Genomic DNA, 20,803 nt, shown 5'->3' on the forward strand with positions numbered 1-20,803 from the left:
TTTTTTTTTCTGCTCTGGTGCGTCATCTAATGCAGCCATGCTGTACTTTGCCTGCTGTGCTAGAATGAAGAGTAGTGGAGGTATGACCCATGAGAATTCTGGTTACGGGAGGCGCAGGATATATCGGCAGTCACACAGCGGTGGAACTGCTCAAAAGCGGTCACGAGGTGATCGTGGCTGACAACCTGTCAAATTCCTCTGAAAAGGCACTGGACCGGGTGAAGGAGATCACCGGAAAGGACCTGAGTTTTTACAACGTGGATCTGCGGGACAAGGATGCCCTGCAGGATCTGTTTGATAAAGAGGACATCGATGCGGTGATCCATTTCGCGGGACTGAAAGCCGTGGGCGAATCTGTCTCGAAGCCCATCGAATACTATCAGAACAACATCGGCGGGACGCTGAACCTGGTGGAAGCCATGCGCGACCATGGGGTGAAGAACATCATCTTCTCCTCAAGCGCCACGGTCTATGGCGATCCGGCAGAGATCCCCATCACGGAGAACTGTCCGAAGGGTGTCTGCACGAACCCCTATGGCTGGAGCAAGTGGATGCTCGAGCAGGTGCTGACAGACCTGCACACGGCGGATCCGGAGTGGAATGTGGTGCTGCTGCGGTATTTCAATCCCATCGGTGCCCATGAATCCGGGCTGATCGGGGAAGACCCGAAGGGGATCCCGAACAACCTGCTGCCGTATGTGGCGCAGGTGGCTGTGGGCAAGCTGAAGGAAGTGGGTGTGTTCGGAGACGACTATCCCACACCGGATGGCACCGGCGTGCGAGACTACATCCATGTGGTGGACCTGGCAAGGGGCCATGTGGATGCACTGAAGAAGATCGAAGACCGGGCAGGGGTGTTTACCTGCAACCTGGGGACCGGAAAGGGAAGCAGTGTGCTGGATGTGATCCATGCCTTCGAGAAGGCGGCAGGGAAGAAGATCCCGTACCAGATCAAACCGCGCAGGGCCGGGGACATCGCAGAATGCTATGCAGACTGTGCGCTGGCGGAAAAAGAGCTGGGCTGGAAGGCACAGCATGATCTGGATGACATGTGTGCTTCCTCCTGGAAGTGGCAGTCCATGAACCCGAACGGGTATGAGACTGCCGACTGACTGGGAAAAATCGAAGATTTTTGCCAGTCATCCCGCAGTCATGTAATGGCTTCGTGGCTGGAAGGCGGAGGAACGTTTGAGCTTCTCAGAGCGTCTCTGATGTGCAGTCAGAGCCGGATTCCTGGAGTGTGTTCAGCAGCGGCTTAGACTAGACAGAATGAATGGTTGAATCACCCGGTGATCTGCGCTTCTGCAGGCATCGGGTGATTTTACATGCAAATCAAAAGAGAGATGGATATCGGCTTCATTGGGTGCGAAGGAGGGAGAAACCCGGATACATCAGCATCCGCTATGGAGAGCGGTTACCCGGACTGCAGAGTTTTGGCAGATTTTCCCGGAAATCGCATAAAAAACAGTTGCAAAGCTCCGGCATCCCGTGATATTATCAACAAGCAGTCAGCCAAGAGGCTAACGACAGCGCCGACTTAGCACAGCTGGTAGTGCAACGCACTCGTAACGCGTAGGTCATAGGTTCAAGTCCTGTAGTCGGCACCATTTATAAATGGTCCAGTGGTGTAGTGGTTAACATGCCTCCCTGTCACGGAGGAGATCGTGGGTTCGAGTCCCATCTGGACCGCCATTTTTGCAGATGTAGTTCAATGGTAGAACACGACCTTGCCATGGTCGATACGGGGGTTCGATTCCCCTCATCTGCTCCATCAGAATTGTCCGTTTTTCGATAGAAAAACGATTGCCGTCCCTATTATAGGGGCGGTTTTTTGTTTAGCAAACTCCATTCATAGCTGTGTGCATACTTGCACACAGCTTTTTGTCGTTTAGGCAGCTGTGGTTGCCCTTCCCTTTTAACTCGGATCACGGAGGAACGGATATGAACGGACTCATCAGAAATATGTGGACTAAGTTTTGCAAAGATTACTCATTAGATAACGTTTTAAGGATGATAGAAACATGGAGTGAAATGTCGCTGCATAATGCAGACCTGATCAGCTATGCTCCATCGACCAGTCCCAGGTTTGACACTGTACAGACAAATCCGACACTAGGGAAGGATAGGCAACTAGATCTGCTTTGCAAATTTTGGAAAGACCTTGAAATCTATCGTCTTGTTAAGTGCGCGCTGGAGAAAATGGCAAACTCTGATCAGGAAAAATTCGTAGAAGCTTTTCGTTACGGACTTGTCGGTACGCAAACTCTGGAGCTGATCCAGCAGGAACTGATAGTTCTGCTTTCCGCAAACCTAGCCAATTATCCGTATGCCCAGACAATACTCAATGATTACAGCGATAGGCGAGATGATGTTGTGCAGCGGCTGAATTGCAGCTGGAAAGCGGTTCGGAAAGTTATTCCAGAGATGGTGTCAAAGCATAAATCCTTTTTTGAGGATCATTTTACATCAGAAGAGATCAGCACTCTGATATCTACTAACGACTGGCAGCGAAAGAGGAATGTTTCATTGCTGATCCTGTATCTGGAAGGAGAAATATCCAGATCAGAGCTTACGAAAGTCCTGAAAAACGTCCGCGGCGGCAAGAAGCTGCTCAGCCGGATATGAGGTAGCCGATTATGAATGCAAAAGATGTAATCAGCTATATCCATGCAGATATGGATAAAAAATACCGCCTCCAGGATACAACGGAATGCCATGCGGCGATCCTGAAAGACTGGATGAGGAATGATGCCTTTCTTCCGGATCAGGATGTAGATGTCCTGCGTCTCAAATATGATGACGCCTATATGGGAGATTACGAACACGGATTTCATGACCTCTGTTTTAGACAGGATATGTTCATCCGATATATCGAGCAGGCAGCCAATGGGGAAGAGGATGTCTACTTTTCCATCAACTCTTTTTGGAACACGAAGAGAACAGAAGCTAACATCCGTCATCTGAATGCCTTTGTCATTGACTACGATTATTACAAAATTGCTGAATATGCAGATCTGTCAGCTGCAGAGATGTATCAGCAACACATTAGGCCGTCTTTGGTCATAGATCCAACCTTCGTGATCGACTCTGGGCGCGGTCTGTATTGTATATTCTGCATCGATCATGCGCCCTATGCATGTACTGGTCTTTATAAAGCAATCTACAGCAAGCTCGTAGAGTCACAGGAGCGATTTGGAGCGGATCCTAAGGCCATGCTGACTACACAGGTCATAAGAGTACCAGGCAGCATCAACAGCCGCTCAGGGCGGACCGTGGCCGTTCTGGAAGCCAAAGACCAGAGATATACACTCTCTGAGCTGGCACACCAGTTCTTACCTTATACACGGCAGCAGGTGCGGGACTATAAGCGGGAAAAGGCGAAGGCTGCATTTGGGCAGGCTAAAAAGGCTGCAGCAGGCAAAAGAAAAGCTAACAGGTACCAGTCGGAGCTGGCAGAGCTGGAATCGGATCTCATTGCCCTGATTTCCATGCGCAATGATGTCGGAATCACGGTTGGATACCGTGAGGTGCTGCTGTACCTCTACTGGGAGCGTGCAGCAAAAACGAAAATGGAAGAGGAGTCTATCACCAAAAAAATCCTATGGCTGAATAGTCTTTTCACCATGCCTTTGACAGAGAAAGAGGCACTGAGCAGATGCAGACCGGCACAGAATTACCGATTCTTAACCGCCCGTGAAAAGATGGTGAGAAAACTTGGGGTCACGGATGAGGAACAGGGAAAACTGAAATTTCTTGTAAACAGGACGCTCAGAGATTCTTTACGACAGGCTAAGTCCAGAAAAAAGGCCCGTATCAAGCACAAGGGCCGTACAGCTGCCCAGGAAGCCAGATATAACCGGCGCTGTGCTCTACTTAAGGGGCTTGACCAGGGATTGGATCTGCAGGCTCTCTCACAGTCTCTGGGAGTGACCAAAAAGACGTTACGCAATGACTGCAAGTACATCCTTAGCCACCATGCGGAGTTTGCGGCAGTCATCAAGGCAATCAAGCAAACATTGAGGTATACAATCAAGACACTGCGTACAGAAGAAACACATAGTGACTATACAGATAAAGAATATCCGAAATGTCAACAATTTGATTACTTTATCAGGCGGTAGGTGGTCGGGAAAAAATATGTCACAGCAATGGTATCTGTGTCTCGAGCGTGGGCCGCCCTGGCGGCAATCAACTACTACCTGTTTAATGCGCGAACGCTTTCGAAGAGGGAGGAACTTATGAATAAAAAAGAGAATAAAAAAGAACTTCTTGATGAAGTCCGAAGGATCGCAAATTCTTTGGAACCGGCAGCTCTGTGGCTGCTGGACCACCCATGCGGTTTTGGTAAAACGAAATGGTCAGATAACAGCTGCACATCAGCTGAAGATATGGCCGCCTGGATGGTATCTGTACCTGATGATCTGAGAGAAGCGGTTGCTTTTCTGGAACCTGCTGCAAAAAGTCTCCTGGATCCACTGATGATGACCAATGCTCTGATGATTGTGATGGAATCTGGAATCACTGATATCAACAGGAAATTGTCTAAATCTGAGAGATAGAACTATGTGGGAATAATCTGCAATAAAAATTTTGGCCAGAAGGGTTCATGAATTTTTATTGCTTGTATGGCTTTTATCAACGCTTTTATTGTTACCACACCCCGTTTGTCTGCAAGGGTACGCTGTCGCCTGCCTGCGGCAGCCCTTGCTGACTGCACTCTCGGCGTGGAACGAAGAAATCAGAGAAACACATTCCTGCAGGAGGTAAAAACATGAAGCTATTTGAAGTTGGTAAGGAATATTTCATCGGTAATGCAGCGTACACGGTGGTTAAGCGGACAGCTAAAACCGTAACACTAAAACACTATGGCGAAACCAAACGGTACAGCGTAAAGGCTTGGCCTTGCGGTGAAGTGGTTCTCACTGACGGAACTACGCTGTATGCCAGCCATGATGAAGCATGGCAGAAGAGAATCGCAGAAAGAGAAATGCAGGAAGAAGCCGCAGCAGCAGCCTACAGAAGCGCAGGCGAAGCGGCAGACGCTAGACAGTTCCAGCGGCTATTGGACTGTGGAATAGCCCCAAATGCTGCGATTGCAGTCATGAATGAGATGAGAGAAAGTATTTCTATCTGTGGGTAACAATCAGCAAAAGGAGGTGAGCAGATGTTAGAAATATCTGATGAAAAACTGGAAATCATTCTGTCGATGACTGCGTTTGACAATGCGTTCATCAGAACGTTTTTTGATAGAAATACCGTGGAGTTTCTTCTTAGGCTGATTTTGAAAAAGCCGGAGCTTTCTGTAGAAACTGTTACGTTTGAGCATGTACTGGATGACCCGGTTTCAAAAGGTGTGCGGCTGGATATTCGTGCTGTGGATGATGCGGGGAATTGGATGGATATAGAGTTTCAAATCAATCCCCGGGAAGTGAACGGCAGGCGCTTACGGTATTATCACAGCCGGATGGATGTTCAAATGCTGGAGAGAGGCAAGCAATATACAGAATTGGCAGACGCCTGTGTGATTTTCATTTGCCGAGGTGACCCAATCGGAAAAGGCAAGCCGATGTACTGTTTCCAGATGAAAGACCAGGACAATGAGGTTCTGGAAGATGGACAGCTAACGCTGATTCTCAATGCAGATTTTCCCGGAGACTGGGAATATAAAAATCTTATGGAGGATTTGAAGAGTGCAGATTCAAAAGATATGCACTATGATGTTCTTAAAGAACGGATGCAAACCGTCAAAGAAAAGGAAGGTGAAATCATGGAAGCCGGGCACGTTTTAGAAGATTATCTGAAGAAACAGGAAGACAAAATGAAATCGGAGATTGTCGCAAATATGCTTAAAGATAAAATGCCGGAAGAGACTATCGTACGTCTGGCGGTTGTCTCCCCGGAATTTGTAAAGCAAGTACAAGCGACTATGTGATTATGAAAGTGGCAAACCTGCCACTTTTTTAATTGGCTGGAAATGAAGATTTGAGGATTGTCCTGGAGCTTTTATTGCTCTTATTTCTCTTATTCAGGCCCTTATTGATCCCACACACCGCTTGTATGCAAGGGTACGCTGACGCCTGCCCATGGCAGCCCTTGCATCCTATGCTTGCTGTGTGGGGCGAAGAAATCAGAAGGAGAGGTAAATACTATGACCCAAAAAAAAGAATGGCTTCCGCTGGGTACGGTAGTCACCATGAAAGAAGGAGTTAAACGGCTGATGATTGTTGGGCGTATTCAGCGAGGAAGTGATGACCTTCTTTATGACTATGCTGGTGTACTCTGGCCGGAAGGGATGATTCGCAGCGACCGCCTGTATCTCTTTAACTATGAGGACATTGATATCCTCTGGAGCATTGGATATCAGGAGAAGGAGGAATTCAATTTCCGTCATGTTCTCAACGAGCAGCACGATATTCTTCATGAATAGAATCTGATTTCAAAAGTGGTGGCAAACTTGCCACTTTTTATTTGGCTGGAAATGAAGATTTGAGGGTTGTCCTGGAGCTTTTATTGCTCTTATTTCTCTTATTCAGGCCCTTATTGATCCCACACACCGCTTGTATGCAAGGGTACGCTGACGCCTGCCTATGGCAGCCCTTGCATCCTGTGCTTGCTGTGTGGGACGAAGAAATCAGAGAGAGCGAACAGCTCAGGAGGAAATAACAATGATGAATGTATTCTGTATTGCGGGAAAATTAGCTGGGGAACCTGCCGTTAGTGAAACACCGGGCGGTCTTAAAATGGCCTTGCTTACAGTTGAAGTAGAACGCCCGTTCGCAAATTCAATGGGCATCTATGAAAAGGATAAAATCCAGATTGAGGTATGGAGAGGACTGGCAGAAATGCTTGCATCAACCTGCAAACAGGGAGATTGGGTGACCGCTAAAGGCCGCATTGCATCCCGTCCATACGAAAAAGATGGAAAAGTCTGGAATAACTATAACTTTGTTGCGGAACGCGTTGACGTGCTGAAGTGAACCGGAGGAGATAACATGAGTAAACTTGAAAGACTGAAAGCTCTTCTGGATGAAGAGTTTGATATGGAATCTGTAGCGGCTGATGATTTCGGAGAGGCAAGAAATCTTGCCTATGATTTGGCCGAAGAACTGAACGTTCTTGAAACGGATGAGGATGGAAATGAGTACATCCTTGGCCGACTGGTTCACTATTCCGGCACTGCTGGGGCTTACTGGAACCAGGAAGCAGGTCGATACAAGCGGTTCTGGACGATTGCAGAATAGCAGAGAAGCGGTGCAAATCCGCTTTTTTTAATCCAGAGATATGTGTTTCTTTATTGCTTTTATTTCTCTTATTTTTGCCCTTATAGCGTAAGCGACGTTAATTACCCATCTATGACAAATCCCTCCGTAGCGGGACAATACCGGCACGGAGGGATTTTACATGACTGGACTTGATGATATTTCCCGATTATACCTGGTCACTGAACCTGTGGACTTTCGCAAAGGCATAGATGGACTGGGTACATATGTCCAGTCGATCCTGAACACTGATCCATTCCAGAATGCGATGTTCGTCTTCACCAACAAACGACACAACAAGCTCAAGCTCCTCCATTATGACGGTACAGGGTTCTGGCTCCTTCACAAGCAGCTGAGCAAAGGAACCTTCAAATGGCGGATGAGTTCCCCGGATCCGTTTCTGCAGATCTCCCCACAGCAGCTGGACTGGCTTTTGGAAGGACTGGACATAAACCAGAAGCGGGCTTTCAGGCATGTGATGCCTCAATATATCTAGACAGATCTCCTGATCCCTGACGGTTTTCAGTCATATCGAATGAACCATTTCTGGAACTGTGAGCATAATAATTATTTAAGGCATTTCAGTTTGCCCCTTTTCCTCTTTATCCTATACTTTTGCCATGGACTTCTTATCTTCTTTTGACTTCGAAAACTACACCCGCAAATCCATGAAAGAAAGCCTCGAATCTCTGGATCATGATGACCTGGTCGATGCCGCTCTCTTCCTGGCCGACAACCTGTTCCTGAAAGACCAGATCAACAGGAAGGCGGCCATGGACCGCTTCGCTTCCAAAAGCGAGCAGCTTTTCATATCCCTGTTCAACGAGGCGGAAGAGATCGCATCCACGTCTTCTCCCGAAGACCTGGATGAATCAGCTGTCCTGGAAACTGTGAGCAAAGAGAGACCGGCGTCCCCCAAAAAGCGCAGATCCATGAAGGAGAAAGCAAAGGCGCTTCCTGAAAAGATCATCGATGTGTATCCGGATGCAGGCAAGGACCCGGTGTGCCCTGTATGTGGCACAGCCATGAAGGAGCTGAAACCGACTGTACACCGGACCATCAAATACGTTCCGCAGCGCCTCTATGTCGAAGTGGAAGTGGATCATAATTATGTCTGCCCCAAAGGTTGTGAAGATGAGGATGGAAAGCCTGTGATGATCCCGGCTGCCCGCAAAGAAGCACCGCTTCTGGAGAATACGATGTCTTCGCCTTCTCTTGTGTCCCACATCATAGCCCAGAAAACAGTCATGGGACTGCCTCTTTACAGACAGGAACAAGACTGGCAGCGAAGAGGATTCAACCTCAGCAGGAGTATCATGGCCAGCTGGATGATCCGTTCTTCCCAGATCTATGGAGAAGCTCTGGTGGACAGGATGATACAGGATTTCAGGGAATGTGATGTGGTCCATATGGATGAGACCGTACTGAAATGCCTGGAAGTGAGTCGGGATCAGGATCGGACGAACTGTTACATGATCGTCGGGGTCAGCGCAGAGCATGAAGCCAGACAGATGGTCATATATCAGTTCAAGAAGAGCAGGGCCCAGAAGTTCGTATGGGAATTCCTGGGAGAAGGATTCGAAAAGGCCCTGATGTCAGACGGATTCGAAGGCTACGATAATTACACAGCAGCCATCCATCTGAGTTGTATGGCCCATGCGAGGCGGCATCTGTATGATGCGGTGAAGATCCGTGCAGACTACCAGACATTCAAGAATCTGCCAGACGATACAGAAATGAAACTGAAACATATCAGGGAGAATCCGGCACTGGGGATCCTGTTGGAGCCACTTGGGAACATCAACAGGCTTTATGAGGTGGAGAGCAGAGCGAAAAAGAAGAAACTGAGTCGGGAAGAAGTATACGAACTGAGGCAGAAAGAGTCTAAACCGCTTTTTGACCAGGTGATCGCAGGAATGGAGCGGATCGCCCGGAGTTTTGATAGTGGTTCGAAAGCAGTAAAGGGAGCAAACTACTTCCTGAAAAGGAAAGACTCGCTGGCCCTTTATCTGGAGGATGGGAACTATCCGATCGACAATAACCTGGCGGAGCGGATGGTGAAGCCGTTCGTGATAGGCCGGAAGGGGTTCCTGTTTGCGGACACGGAAGCAGGAGCGGAAGCAACAGCAGTATGGTACAGTCTGAGCCAATCGGCAATCATGAATGGGCTGGTGCCTGAGAAGTACATCGAATATGTGCTGACAAGGCTGAAGAACGAAGGGATCAGAGAGGAAGTACTCGAAGACCTGCTTCCATACTCCAGGACACTTCCAGGACATCTGTATAAGAAATAGAAAACAGGACTGTCCCCAATACCATGATGGTACAGGGAATCAGTCCTGTTTTAATATGGGCAATTAACGTCGCTTACAGTATATGAAGAAAAGGTGGCAGAACTGCCACCTTTTCCGGTAGAAAGGAAGATATAAAATGAAAAATGATAGTAAATTAGGCACTTGTCCACTCTGTGGGGAGGATGTGATCAACAGTATGTACTCCTGGTACTGTGTTGAAAATGGCAGAAGCTGTGACTTCAAACTGCCACACAGTATACCTTATGGTTTTGGGGATAAACGGAAGCTGATCCAGCTTGAGGAAGACGAAGCGCGGATCTTAATTGGTGGAGGATCCATTGTGCGGGAATTGGTTTCGAAGAAAGGAAATACGTATCGCGCTCGATTAAAGCTGTCGATTCGAACTGATGCAGCTGGCCGCCATTGGAGCAATCTGAAATGGGATAGTTATGCTGATTAAGATTATCGACTGATTCCCCTGTCAGTACTCAGTGGCCTGTATCCTAACTTTCTCATTTCGGCATTATTTGTGCTTTTAATTCTGCTGATAATTCTGTCTTGTTCATGAGGCGTTAGATCTTTATATGCTAGTCGAACATAGGCTTTTAATAAGACCTGGTTATACCGGATTTTGATAGATTCAATCATAGCTTTCTTACGTATATCAGACATGAAAGGTGTGCTCTGAATCGTTGTATATATATTGGCTAGATTGATTCTGGGAAATATTTCCAGGATGGATTTTTCCAAATCGGGATTTGGAGAGGATAGTACTTCCTGGAATGAAAGACGTTGGCCATTTGTAGAATTGGCAAAGGGAGTAAAGACTTCTTTGCTCTTTCCAGTAAAATGCCTCGTATGGATTTCCTCGCGTAAATCGTCATCACTCATCAACGGGAATAGGGATGATCCACAGTCGTATACTGGTGCAATGGTTTGTTGACCATTATCTTGAACAGCCACTCCCCAGTTTTCCAAATGACGATCGTAATTAGCTATTAGGTAATCTACTACGAACATGTTCCAAAAATGCTTTACAGCAGCTTGCTCCAAGTCTGGATTTTCCAGTTCATGAATGATTTCATATACCCGGTCAATTGTTATTCGTCTGGTCTTGTTGCTTGTGCTCCAAGGATCGCTTGAATGAATAAACTTCATTGGATACAGCTCGATTCCATCATTTTTAAAGTCCCGACAAGCTACTGCGATAAATTCACGGTCGTTATATGTACTTTTGCCCAGGTATGTTTTTTGCACAGGTATACCTATAGACTCATAGATATGACATCCAACATATTCAGAAAATTGATTGTTTATGTAGGAGAGAGAAGAATTCTTCTCTCTGATGGGGTCGGGATATTTGAGCATGTAGACTGTACCTTTGATTGTCAGCCTCCGTTTTCTCTCAGACCCACTATAATTGCTCCATTCGTTGGTTCCAGACGAGAAATCAAGGATACCCTCTTGATTCATGCGAGGAACCCCAGAAAGTACTCCAACATTTCATCTCTTTTTTTGGTTGTTATGATGCCATCACTGGCAATTACTTTGAGTGAAGTTCTTAAAGCCATCATGTCGTTTTGCAAATCGAATTTGTCAGAGATTGATCTGCTTTTCTGCCAGCGATCAGCGTCCTGATAGACCTTCTCCATGAACTCGCCTGCATACCAGTCATAGTCTGCGGGATTATATTTTCTTTCCATATTTTGTCTCCTTGAATTGTAGTCACTTCATTCCAGGTTCATGGCTCAGGATTTATCAAATTCTAGCCATACCGAAAGTACCTAAATCACAGCTGAGATTCAAGGTGCATATCTTCTTTAGATATTGCATCCTATGTTCCTCCTGACACTATGACTGTATCATATTTCACTATTTCTTAGGCTGTCCTTTTAGGGTGGTGTTTTTATTTCCGGACAAAACGAACGCCAATTAGCCGTGTTTTCAGCTGTAGTAGCTACCGAATCGCTGTCCTTTTAGGGTACACTCTAAACGGACTTAGAAATGGGGAAGATTGGAGAAATACCAATCTCGGAGAATAGGAGATTATTATGGCCAGAATAGGGTATATCCGTGTTTCTACTGTAGACCAGAATTTGGACCGTCAAATCGCGTTGATGGAATCGCTTGGGATCGAGAAGATTTTTCAGGATGAGTCCTCTGGCAAGAACATGGACCGTCCTGGGCTCTCTGCAATGCTGGCTTATATTCGGCCAGGGGATGAAATACACGTTGAATCCTTTTCCCGGTTGTCCAGATCCACGGCTGAACTCTTGCAGACTGTCAATGATCTCATGGATAGAGGAATCCATCTGATTAGTCACAAGGAAAACCTGGACACGACAACAGCCTCTGGACGACTCATGCTGACAGTATTTGCTGCCATAGCCCAATTTGAACGGGAAATCACCCTGGAACGTCAGAAAGAAGGAATTGCAGCAGCTAAAGCCAGAGGAGTTTATAAAGGACGGGCCAGGAAGCCTGATACTCCGGAACTGAAAATGGCCATAAAGGGGTGGGAATCTGGCGAAATATCAGCTGCGGATGCGATTCGCATCAGTGGATTAAGTAAATCTGCATTTTATGAGCGTACGAAGGGGTATCTTCGTAAAAAATAACTCATTGGTCCTGTATCATCTTTCGTTAAATAGTTATCATCTTATTGCGGCAGAAATGCCGCTTTTTTATTTGGAGGAGAATAATTTGAAAAGAATTACAGCTATCTATGTACGTGTTTCTTCGCGTGAGCAGGCGTTACAGGGTTACTCTCTGGATGCGCAAGAATTGAAGTGTCGTCAGTACGCAGATCTAATGGGATATGATACTGAAAATTTGGTTTTATACAAAGATGATGGGTTCTCAGCAAAATCACTGAATAGACCTCGAATGCAAGACCTGATCAAGGGAATCAAAGATGGAAAAATTGTCCGGGTCATAGTTTACAAACTGGATCGACTGACAAGAAGCGTTACGGATGTGTATCAGTTGATGCAGATGTTTATGGATTTTGATTGCGAGCTGAAAGCTATTGTTGATAGTCTGGATCTTACCTCAGCCAATGGTCGGATGTTGGTTGGGATGTTGTCTATCATCGCCCAGTGGGAGAGAGAAGTGATTTCCGAAAGGACAAAGGATGGATTGGCAGAAAAGGTCAATCAGGGAAAATATCCTTACGGAGGCAGAGCGCCCTTTGGATGGGATAAGCAGAAAGATGGGAAACTCTGCATCAATGAAGAACAGGCATCCATCAAGAATGCAGCAGGCGACTGGATTCTTGAAGGGTACAGTTTGAGCAGGGTTTGCGAGTTGGTCCAGGAACACTATGGCTATAAACCGACATTCGACTCGTTGAAGCGTTACATGGAAGATGAAAAGAATATTGGGATTCTGGTTTATAACGGTGAGCGGAAAGTGGATTTTGTCCCTGCATTGATGGATGACAACAAGTTCCAGGAAGTCCAGTATTATCTGTCATTCCGCGCTCATCACGCACCGTTCAAAAGCAGATATATTTTCCATTCACTTGTTTATTGCACCAAGTGTGGTAGTCGCTTAGATCAGCGGTCCACGGTCAAAAAGCAAGGCGCAGAAAGAAAGAGGTATTTCTATTATTCTTGTCCCAATTGCTCGAAAAGGATCAGCCAGAAGATTCTGATCGAACAGACTTTTTTTCATTCATGGACCTCGCATGCGAGGTCCACCCTTGGATCAGTGAAACTTAGATGGGGCCGTTCCGGCCCCTGTTATATTTATCTTGCCGGAGCTGGTGAGAGCACGATACACATTTATTCCATGCGGACTTCTCACACAGTCTTCATGAGATTGTTTTTTTATAAGTCGCCGTTGATCTAAATAGTATCCCTGGGTAGAAATTCATCACGAATATTCTGAACATTTTGTATAGGCTGTCGGTTTTTTCTCGACAAGTTCAATGGATGGATCAACTTCCACTCCGGCATTTTTTTGTTTGAGAGGAGTTTTCGACCATGGCTGTTCGTAACAGAAAACCGGTCTGTGTCGGTTTGGATGTCCATAGAAATAATGTCTGGGCCTGTGTGACCTTCAAAGATCCGGCCAAAGGGAAAGACGGGCTTGTGTTCGTCACCAAAAAATTTGACTCAAATCATACAGATCTTGCCTCAATGTGTGAATGGATCTATACAACTCTTCCGGATCTGGAAGACAGAGCGATAGATGTTTATATGGAATCGACCGGAAAGTATTCCACCCCTGTTTTTGATGTCTGTGAGGAAATGGGATTGAAACCCCATATCGTCAACCCAAAGCATGTCCGGACCATAGCCGGACAAAAAACGGACCAGAAAGACTGTGCCTGGATCGCTGAACTTGGGGCCAACGGTCTGTTGAGAGAGTCATATATCCCGGTCCGGGAGCTTCGGGAATCCAGAAGGCTCTCACGGTCCAGAACTAAACTGGTACAGGAAAGAGGGGATACGATCCGAAGGATCCGGAATATTCTGACAGAAGCGAATATCCGTATGGATCTTGTTTTTTCCGGGATCGAAGGAGAGTCGGCCCGAAGTGTGATCGAATACCTGCTCACGACAGAGGAACCGGATTTGGAGGAAGTGAAAAAGCGGATACGGAAAAGCTGCCGGATCATGCGGTTCTCCACCCATAAAGAGCGCAAAGAAAAAGAAGAAGAACTTCGCAAAGCATTCGCTGGTGCAAAGTTCTCCTCCGTCCAGAAATTCGAGCTTGAAAATGCGTATGAAAGAGTTGACCGACTCACTGCGCAAATCCAACGCTACGAACAAATGATGACGGAAATTCTCGAACCATTCAAGTCCTATCTTGATTTGCTTGATTCCATCCCGGGAATCTCCGGGCTTTCGGCGATGCAGATACTAAGCGAAACAGGAACAGACATGGGACAGTTCAAGAACGAGAAGCACTTCATAAGCTGGTGTGGACTGTGCCCTCAAAGCAATCAGAGCAACAACAAACATAAATCGGTCAAAATTGGAAAAGGCGGATATTATCTAAAGCCTGTGTTGATTCAATGTGCTCTGAACGCAGTGAAGCACCCATATTTCAAGGGGAAGTATGAGGCTATCGCAGCCCGACGCGGTAAAAAACGCGCATTGATTGCGATTGCGAGAAAGATGATGGTTCTTGCCTATCATATGTTCCAGACAGGTGAATATTTCCAAGAGAGAAAGAAACAGATCCCGGCGGTATTGGAAAAAGAACAGAGTGAGCGGGAACAGAGTATGGAGACATCAGCAGAGGCAACAGATGCTCCGGCAATTATCAGGACCGCAAAAGAGATCGTAGAGATGCTGCAGAATACAGATGATGAGATGAAACACAAGATAGAGCAGTTACTGGCCCAGATAGGAATTGCTCAATGTGAATATCAAACTGGAGCGATATCAACGATTTAGACAATATGTAAGCATTCAGAAAATTTAAAAAACCTCCCGAGAGGAGGCCTTTTAATCGTGGCTTTCATTTTATGAGAGTTTCACATTTTGATGTAGCCAAGGCACTTGCCGACTGGCGACAGACTGAGCGGATGAAGAGAGTCGAAATCAGTCTGAACGCTATAAATAAAAAAATCCAAGATTTGGAGCAGGCGTATATGGATGATGAATTTGATGCAAAGTCATATATGAAAGCCAGACAGCCACTGGATAAGAATGTGGAGGATCTGGAGAAGCAGATAAGGATCTTTGATGTAAAAGACATAGATGCATTTTATGCTTTGGACTATAAAGACCAGTATTTGATTATGGATCTGGTAGTTTCCAAGGTCGAAGTTGATTTGGAAAAGAAGAGAGTCGTCACTCTTAAATTCAAAAGCAACGATTAGAGCTGCGTTACATAAGCAGCTTATTTGAATCACTGAGTAAAAATGGATAAATTTGATGGGTTTATTTCGTTGTGAACCCGTTAATCGTGTATAATGAAGTCATCACAAAGAAATAAAAAAATCCCTCCATCTTTTGGCCGAGATGAGGGAACCGATGATAGCAGAAGATGCTGCTTCATGTCTTTAGTATAACATCAAAACTCGAATTCTCAAGATGTTAATCTGAAAAAGTGATAGAAATTATCGCTGGTAGCGCTTATTCGGCCTACCAGCTTTTTGTTTTACAAGTTGATTACATTCCATATATAAAAGTATGTATATCAGTACTGATAGGGAAGGCAACTGTTTGAGTTATCTTTGGCTGATGGCTCCATCTAGTTGCGAAATGAGCCCGACTGGGTTCGTTTTTTTTTTTTTTTTGGTATCTGGCTGCTGCATGACAGTGGCTTTGTATCCGGGAACACTCATACAAAAAGGCGGAAGATCACTACTGGTCTGCCGCCTTTTGTATTATTCAGATTTCGCTTACCGATTCAGCTGTCTGATGAGTTTCGCAGCTGTCGGCTTGAGAATGAGCGTGAATTCACCGGCATACTCAACTACGTGGGCACCGAACTCTTTTTTGTATTTGTACACACCGTAGCCTTCTTCCTCCGGCTTGAATTTTCCGGAAATTCCCCAGAAGTTGTAACGAAGTGCCCCGCGTTCGATAGACTGCCTGATCATTTCGAACTGCACGGCATAGGGACCGAAAAACTGGGAAAGAGAACGCCTGGATCCGCCAAACAGGTAAATCGTTTCTGCAGGCGTGATGATAAAAAGACCTGCAGCCAGCGGAATCATCGTACCGTACTCTTCGATCAGCCCATCCAGCTCCTTCGCACGCTTTTCCAGCGGCCGCATATGTTCCAGTACGGAATTCACTTTGTTTTTCCGCTTTTTGGAACCCGGTGCTTCCGAAAGCTCCGCCTGTGCCTTTTCAAGATCTGCCTGTCCCTGACTCAGTTCTCTGTCCAGGTAGGCTCTGTAGCGGTCTGTATCCAGAAATGAAGCCATGACTTTGCAGTCCTCTCCAAAACTGTGTTTCCATGCCCTGTACGTTTCCAGATCCGGTGCCTGAAAATCGTGAACCTGGGCGCTGGCTTCCTCCAGCTCATGCATGATCTCCAGTTCGTCTGTATCCAGTTCCCTGACAACGATGAAGTCCTGCATGCCCTCCCGGATGTGACGCGGAATTTTCATGGAGAACCCATTGAAGACTTCTTCAACGCTTTTGTGACGAATACCGGGCTGCTCCTGAAGGAAGAAGGAGGTATGCATCATGCCATCCTCGGGCTGCTCCCGTTCCACCAGGTCCAGCACAGACACCCATCTGGCCTGTCTTGACATATCCAGTCCATCCGACCAGAGTTCCTCGGGATGAAAACCGGCGCTCTGAAGCAGCTGCCGGTAGGACTCGTTGTTGAATCCCCCCTGGACGATTTCGCCATCGGCATCTCTTTGCTGATACTCCACGCCGGATTCCAGCTTCAGCCAGACAGCCCCTTCCTGCCTGAGCAGGGGAGTCAGTCCGTTGACGAATGCCTTGATCAGAGCCGCATCTTCGGGCCGGTCTGTAACCCACTCCCGAAGGGATCTGGCGGATTTGAAGACTTTCATCAGGGGATCGATCCTGACGATGAGGGCAATGACCAGGGTTCCTTCCTGGAACCCGCCGTATATCCGGGGCTGATATCCCCTCTCCTCCATAAAACGGAGGTATCGGGGATGCTGAAACATATTGTAATCTTTGTCTTTGACAAACATCTCATATTCCTCCCGGGAAATGAGCCGTATGTCCAGTACAGTTGTATCCATGTTCAGACTCCTCTCTGAGACTTGTTCCGGTGGCTTCACTGCACATACACGACACAGTCATGACAGAAAGCGGCATTCCGGAAACTCTCTTTGACTATATACCAGTTTTCAGCCGGACAAAACTGTGTTGGACAGAGACAGTGCGGGGGTCACATTGGTTTCGCGATTGGAAACCGCTACCGTGGATGCGTTGTATACGGGAGGCAAGGTCATGAATATCGTGGTTGCGGGAGTCTGAAAAGCCGGTCACGCCCTGGTCCGTCAGCTGGATGCAGAGGGACATGATGTCACGGTGATCGAGAGCAAAAGCCAGGTTCTCGAACAGACGCCGGATTATCTGGATGTAGTCGGACTCCAGGGCAGCGGCATGGATGTGGATGTCCTGCGGGAAGCAGGGGCTGCGAAAGCCAATCTTGTGATTGCGGCGACAAGCACCGATGAAACCAATATTGTCATCTGCCTTCTCGGCCGGGGCCTGAAGGAAGTCATGATCGCAGGGGGATCACGCATTGCGGCCTATCTCGCCACCAGACTCCTGGATATGAACATTGCGGTAAAAATCATCGAAAAGAACCCGGACGAGGCACTCGATCTCACCCTCCGCTTTCCTGACGTCACGGTCATATGCGGAGATGGCACGGATCAGGCCACACTGCTTTCAGAGAATCTGGATGGAATGGACGGCTTCGTGTCCCTGACGGACAACGGTGAGGAAAATGTCATCATTTCCATGTTTGCAGAACAGCAGGGCGTGGAACATGTGGTGCCGAAGGTCAATCGTGTGGAACTCGGGTTTCTGCTGGAAAAACCGGGCTTCTCCAATGCCGTGACACCGAAGAACATAGCGGCAGACAAAATCGTTCAGTATGTACGTGCGATGCAACACTCTGTGGGTTCCAACGTAGAATCCATTATTCTCGCCGCCGACGGCCAGATGGAAGTGCCGGAGTTCCGCGTGGCGTCCAATTGCCGGTTCATCGGCAGACAGGTGAAGGATCTGCTTCTGAAAAGCGGTATTCTGGTCTCTTTCATCACACACAAATCCCGTCCTATGGTTACCCGGGGAATACCTGTGTCAAGCAGGGGGATTCGCTGATTGCTGTATCGAAAGTGAAAGGACTGCGTGACATCAATGACGTTCTCTTTGCGCCGAATGGCAAGGAAACTGAACTGGCGGGTCATTCTGCAGGTTCTGGGATTCGCGGTTCTTTTTGAATCCGTTCTAATGATTCTGACAATGCTGGTGGTGCTGATTCACAAGGAAACCGCCATGGTCCGCGCTCTGGGGATCACAATTGCCGGGACCGGCATTGCCGGATTCCTCCTTTCAAGGGTCCAACCGAGGAAAAAGAACCATTTTGCCAGAGACGGTCTGACAGTCGTTGGGCTGATCTGGCTCGTTCTGTCTGCAGCAGGGGCAATCCCATTCTGGATCAGCGGGGAGATTCCATCCTATGTAGACAGCTTCTTTGAGACCGTATCCGGGTTTACCACGACAGGTGCAACGATACTCACAGACATCGAATCCCTGAGCCGGTCGGCTATATTCTGGCGGAGCCTGACACACTGAGTTGGGGGCATGGGGTGCTGGTCCTGCTTCTGGCGGGGCTGCCCAAAACCAGTAAACAGGCGATGCACCTGATGCGGGCGGAAGCCCCTGGACCCAGTATCTCGAAGCTTGTACCCCGGCTCAGCACATCGGCCATGATTCTGTATGGTCTGTATCTGTTCCTTTCGGTTCTGGAGTTCTGTTTTCTGTTTTTAGGAGGCATGCCGCTGTCTGACGCCCTGGTGCATACCTTCGACACCGCCGGGACTGGCGGCTTCAGCCTGTATGCAGACTCCATTCCCCATTCCAATTCTGTGTATTTCGAAGCCGTGATCACCGTGTTCATGTTTCTGTTTGGCGTCAATTTCAACCTGTACTTTTTCCTGGTGATCCGTGAATTCACACCGGTGGTGCGGGGTTCGGAATTTCGCGCCTGTCTCCGGATTGCAGCCGGATCCATTCTTCTGGTGGCACTGAACATCCTGCCTCTTTACAGAGGTCTGTCCCAGGCTTTTTGCCATGCATCGTTCCAGGTTGTCTCGGTCATGACCACCACCGGGTACGCAATAGCGGATTTCGGTCTCTGGCCGACGTTTTCCAGAATGATCCTGTTCTTTCTGATGGTGGTGGTGGCCATGGCCGGAAGCACAGGCGACAGCGTGAAAGTGGTGCGGATCCTGGTTGAGTTCAAGGCCCTGAAGCTGAACATCCAGAAACTTGCACATCCGCAGAAAGTGGAAGCCCTGACTCTCGGGGGCAAGCCGGTGTCGAGAGAGGAAATCACGAAGACTCTTGCATTCTTCAGCTTCTGGTTTGTCCTGATTGCCATATGCTCGATTCTCGTGGCTCTGGATGGTCAGGATTTTGAGAGCACCATCGCGGCTGTCTATACCTGCATCGGCAGTGTGAGACCGGGATTTGGAATATGCGGTCCAACAGGCAGCTTTGCGCCGTTTTCCGCATTCTCCAGGCTGGTCCTGTCCTTTGCCATGCCTGCAGGGCGTCTGGAAATTTATCCGGTCCTGATCCTGATTCTTCCGCTGCTTTCTCTGATGGGGGCTGCGCAGACCGGCCACCGGGCGGAGCGCAGAGAAGAGCAGACCGAAGGTTCGGACATAAGCTCCAGGGACAGTGACAGTCGGGGAGGATATGAAGGCGGAAACCGGATCCCTGCCTGGATTCAGACCCGGCCGGGTTGGAGCATGAGACAGCGGACCTGCCCCTTTTTTACTGAGCACGATCATCTCTCACCATGTGATACAACTGTATTTTTTTATGGCGGATTTTCTCAAAAAACCAACCGTCTGGCGAATATACAAGTATGAGGGTACAGGAAATCTGTGCGGAGCAGCGCCCGCGGGAAAAAGCGCTGCAGCAGGGACTGAGGTCTCTGTCAGATGTGGAACTTCTGGCTTTGATGCTTGGAAGCGGAACCAGAAACCGACCGGTGATGGATCTGGCGGCAGATGTGCTGAAGGCAACATCGAATCTGGCGGACTGGGAGTCCTTTACGCCGGCATCTTTCATGAAGATACCGGGCATCCGGGAGGTCAAGGCCCTGCACCTGGCTGCAGCAGTGGATCTGGTCCGCCGGATCAAACGCGCCAGAGCCTTCAGAAGCCGGCCGTTTGTTTTCAATGAAGTGCTGGAATGGTGTCAGCTGGAATTCGGGTTCAGTTCACGGGAGCATTTTGCGGCTGTGTTTCTTGACACAAAAGGCCGTATACTGAGCAGCCGGGTCCTGAGTGTGGGAACGCAGACCGAGAGTCTTGTGTCGATCAAAGGAGCTTTCCGGGCAGCACTGGAGGAAAATGCTGCAAGTGTGATGTTTTTCCACAATCATCCCAGTCAGGATGTGAGTCCTTCGCCTCAGGACATCGAGACCACCCGGGGTCTGGAGGAAGCCGGCTGCACCATGGGAATCGATGTGGTGGATCATATCATTGTCGGAGGCTCTGACTGGTTTTCGATGAAACTGTCCGGTTACATGAAAGGAGAATGAATGAAA

At 47.8% G+C, this 20,803-nt stretch carries 23 protein-coding genes and 3 tRNA genes; 23 read left to right on the plus strand and 3 right to left on the minus strand.

Features of this window, described 5'->3' with window-relative positions; all coding sequences use genetic code 11:
* Nucleotides 1-89: 89 nt before the first annotated feature.
* The 15 genes from galE to aalo17_RS03660 all read left to right on the plus strand — a co-directional run bounded on the left by galE (nt 90) and on the right by aalo17_RS03660 (nt 10,013).
* Nucleotides 90-1,112, plus strand: a complete 1,023-nt coding sequence (gene galE / locus aalo17_RS03590; RefSeq protein WP_067555699.1) for a UDP-glucose 4-epimerase GalE — start codon at nt 90-92, stop codon at nt 1,110-1,112.
* Between the two features lie 419 nt (nt 1,113-1,531).
* Nucleotides 1,532-1,607 (plus strand) — tRNA-Thr (locus aalo17_RS03595).
* A 9-nt stretch (nt 1,608-1,616) separates the two neighbouring features.
* Nucleotides 1,617-1,692: transfer RNA gene (locus aalo17_RS03600), tRNA-Asp, on the plus strand.
* Between the two features lie 5 nt (nt 1,693-1,697).
* Nucleotides 1,698-1,771 (plus strand) — tRNA-Gly (locus aalo17_RS03605).
* A gap of 170 nt (nt 1,772-1,941) precedes the next feature.
* Nucleotides 1,942-2,625: a hypothetical protein gene (locus aalo17_RS03610; RefSeq protein ID WP_067555702.1), complete on the plus strand. Its 684-nt coding sequence runs from the start codon at nt 1,942-1,944 to the stop codon at nt 2,623-2,625.
* A gap of 113 nt (nt 2,626-2,738) precedes the next feature.
* Nucleotides 2,739-4,121 (plus strand): hypothetical protein, encoded by a 1,383-nt coding sequence (locus tag aalo17_RS03615; RefSeq protein ID WP_145907484.1) that lies wholly within the window; start codon nt 2,739-2,741, stop codon nt 4,119-4,121.
* A gap of 117 nt (nt 4,122-4,238) precedes the next feature.
* Nucleotides 4,239-4,559, plus strand: a complete 321-nt coding sequence (locus aalo17_RS03620) for a hypothetical protein (protein ID WP_067555708.1) — start codon at nt 4,239-4,241, stop codon at nt 4,557-4,559.
* Between the two features lie 212 nt (nt 4,560-4,771).
* Complete coding sequence (locus tag aalo17_RS03625; RefSeq protein WP_067555711.1) at nt 4,772-5,140, plus strand: DUF2849 domain-containing protein; 369 nt, start codon at nt 4,772-4,774, stop codon at nt 5,138-5,140.
* 24 nt (nt 5,141-5,164) lie between these two features.
* On the plus strand, nt 5,165-5,932 hold the full coding sequence (locus aalo17_RS03630) for an Rpn family recombination-promoting nuclease/putative transposase (RefSeq protein ID WP_067555714.1): 768 nt from the start codon (nt 5,165-5,167) through the stop codon (nt 5,930-5,932).
* 216 nt (nt 5,933-6,148) lie between these two features.
* Nucleotides 6,149-6,427, plus strand: a complete 279-nt coding sequence (locus aalo17_RS03635) for a DUF4176 domain-containing protein (protein WP_067555717.1) — start codon at nt 6,149-6,151, stop codon at nt 6,425-6,427.
* Between the two features lie 238 nt (nt 6,428-6,665).
* A complete protein-coding gene (locus tag aalo17_RS03640; RefSeq protein ID WP_067555720.1) occupies nt 6,666-6,977 on the plus strand; it encodes a single-stranded DNA-binding protein in 312 nt (103 codons plus the stop codon).
* A 15-nt stretch (nt 6,978-6,992) separates the two neighbouring features.
* On the plus strand, nt 6,993-7,241 hold the full coding sequence (locus aalo17_RS03645; RefSeq protein ID WP_067555723.1) for a hypothetical protein: 249 nt from the start codon (nt 6,993-6,995) through the stop codon (nt 7,239-7,241).
* A 160-nt stretch (nt 7,242-7,401) separates the two neighbouring features.
* The gene (gene tnpB, locus aalo17_RS03650) at nt 7,402-7,755 is read left to right on the plus strand and encodes an IS66 family insertion sequence element accessory protein TnpB (RefSeq protein WP_067553980.1); all 354 of its coding nucleotides are present in this window, start codon (nt 7,402-7,404) and stop codon (nt 7,753-7,755) included.
* Nucleotides 7,756-7,879: 124 nt separating this feature from the next.
* Nucleotides 7,880-9,553 carry an IS66 family transposase gene (gene tnpC / locus aalo17_RS03655; protein WP_075884548.1) on the plus strand — a complete coding sequence of 558 codons (1,674 nt, stop codon included), beginning with the start codon at nt 7,880-7,882 and terminating at the stop codon, nt 9,551-9,553.
* Between the two features lie 136 nt (nt 9,554-9,689).
* Nucleotides 9,690-10,013: a hypothetical protein gene (locus aalo17_RS03660; protein ID WP_067555726.1), complete on the plus strand. Its 324-nt coding sequence runs from the start codon at nt 9,690-9,692 to the stop codon at nt 10,011-10,013.
* A 2-nt stretch (nt 10,014-10,015) separates the two neighbouring features.
* Here the strand turns inward: aalo17_RS03660 and aalo17_RS03665 are convergent, their stop codons facing one another.
* Both aalo17_RS03665 and aalo17_RS03670 read right to left on the minus strand, forming a co-directional pair.
* Nucleotides 10,016-11,026 (minus strand): HipA domain-containing protein, encoded by a 1,011-nt coding sequence (locus aalo17_RS03665; protein WP_067555729.1) that lies wholly within the window; start codon nt 11,024-11,026, stop codon nt 10,016-10,018.
* Nucleotides 11,023-11,256 (minus strand): hypothetical protein, encoded by a 234-nt coding sequence (locus tag aalo17_RS03670; protein WP_067555732.1) that lies wholly within the window; start codon nt 11,254-11,256, stop codon nt 11,023-11,025. The genes aalo17_RS03665 and aalo17_RS03670 overlap by 4 nt, the downstream gene beginning before the upstream one ends.
* A 348-nt stretch (nt 11,257-11,604) precedes the next feature.
* Here aalo17_RS03670 and aalo17_RS03675 point away from each other — a divergent pair, with 348 nt between their 5' ends.
* The 4 genes from aalo17_RS03675 to aalo17_RS03690 all read left to right on the plus strand — a co-directional run bounded on the left by aalo17_RS03675 (nt 11,605) and on the right by aalo17_RS03690 (nt 15,389).
* A complete protein-coding gene (locus tag aalo17_RS03675) occupies nt 11,605-12,171 on the plus strand; it encodes a recombinase family protein (protein WP_067555735.1) in 567 nt (188 codons plus the stop codon).
* Between the two features lie 85 nt (nt 12,172-12,256).
* Nucleotides 12,257-13,405: a recombinase family protein gene (locus aalo17_RS12785; protein ID WP_067555739.1), complete on the plus strand. Its 1,149-nt coding sequence runs from the start codon at nt 12,257-12,259 to the stop codon at nt 13,403-13,405.
* A gap of 134 nt (nt 13,406-13,539) precedes the next feature.
* Nucleotides 13,540-14,961 (plus strand): IS110 family RNA-guided transposase, encoded by a 1,422-nt coding sequence (locus tag aalo17_RS03685; RefSeq protein ID WP_067555742.1) that lies wholly within the window; start codon nt 13,540-13,542, stop codon nt 14,959-14,961.
* Between the two features lie 131 nt (nt 14,962-15,092).
* Nucleotides 15,093-15,389 carry a hypothetical protein gene (locus aalo17_RS03690; protein ID WP_145907487.1) on the plus strand — a complete coding sequence of 99 codons (297 nt, stop codon included), beginning with the start codon at nt 15,093-15,095 and terminating at the stop codon, nt 15,387-15,389.
* A gap of 525 nt (nt 15,390-15,914) precedes the next feature.
* Here aalo17_RS03690 and aalo17_RS03695 read toward each other — a convergent pair.
* Nucleotides 15,915-17,246, minus strand: a complete 1,332-nt coding sequence (locus aalo17_RS03695; RefSeq protein ID WP_067555747.1) for a peptidoglycan bridge formation glycyltransferase FemA/FemB family protein — start codon at nt 17,244-17,246, stop codon at nt 15,915-15,917.
* 292 nt (nt 17,247-17,538) lie between these two features.
* Between aalo17_RS03695 and aalo17_RS03700 the strand changes: the two genes are divergently transcribed.
* From aalo17_RS03700 to radC, 4 genes are all read left to right on the plus strand, one after another.
* Nucleotides 17,539-18,342, plus strand: coding sequence for an NAD-binding protein (locus aalo17_RS03700; protein WP_067555750.1), 804 nt, complete (start codon nt 17,539-17,541; stop codon nt 18,340-18,342).
* Between the two features lie 36 nt (nt 18,343-18,378).
* Nucleotides 18,379-18,816 carry a potassium transporter TrkG gene (locus aalo17_RS13120; protein WP_145907490.1) on the plus strand — a complete coding sequence of 146 codons (438 nt, stop codon included), beginning with the start codon at nt 18,379-18,381 and terminating at the stop codon, nt 18,814-18,816.
* 62 nt (nt 18,817-18,878) lie between these two features.
* Nucleotides 18,879-20,120: a TrkH family potassium uptake protein gene (locus aalo17_RS13125; RefSeq protein WP_250636975.1), complete on the plus strand. Its 1,242-nt coding sequence runs from the start codon at nt 18,879-18,881 to the stop codon at nt 20,118-20,120.
* A complete protein-coding gene (gene radC / locus aalo17_RS03715; RefSeq protein ID WP_067555759.1) occupies nt 20,117-20,797 on the plus strand; it encodes a RadC family protein in 681 nt (226 codons plus the stop codon). Before aalo17_RS13125 ends, radC begins: the two co-directional genes overlap by 4 nt.
* The last annotated feature ends 6 nt before the right edge of the window (nt 20,798-20,803 follow it).

The sequence above is a fragment of the Faecalibaculum rodentium genome, assembly GCF_001564455.1.
In the GTDB taxonomy this organism is placed as follows: Bacteria; Bacillota_I; Bacilli_A; order Erysipelotrichales; family Erysipelotrichaceae; genus Faecalibaculum; species Faecalibaculum rodentium.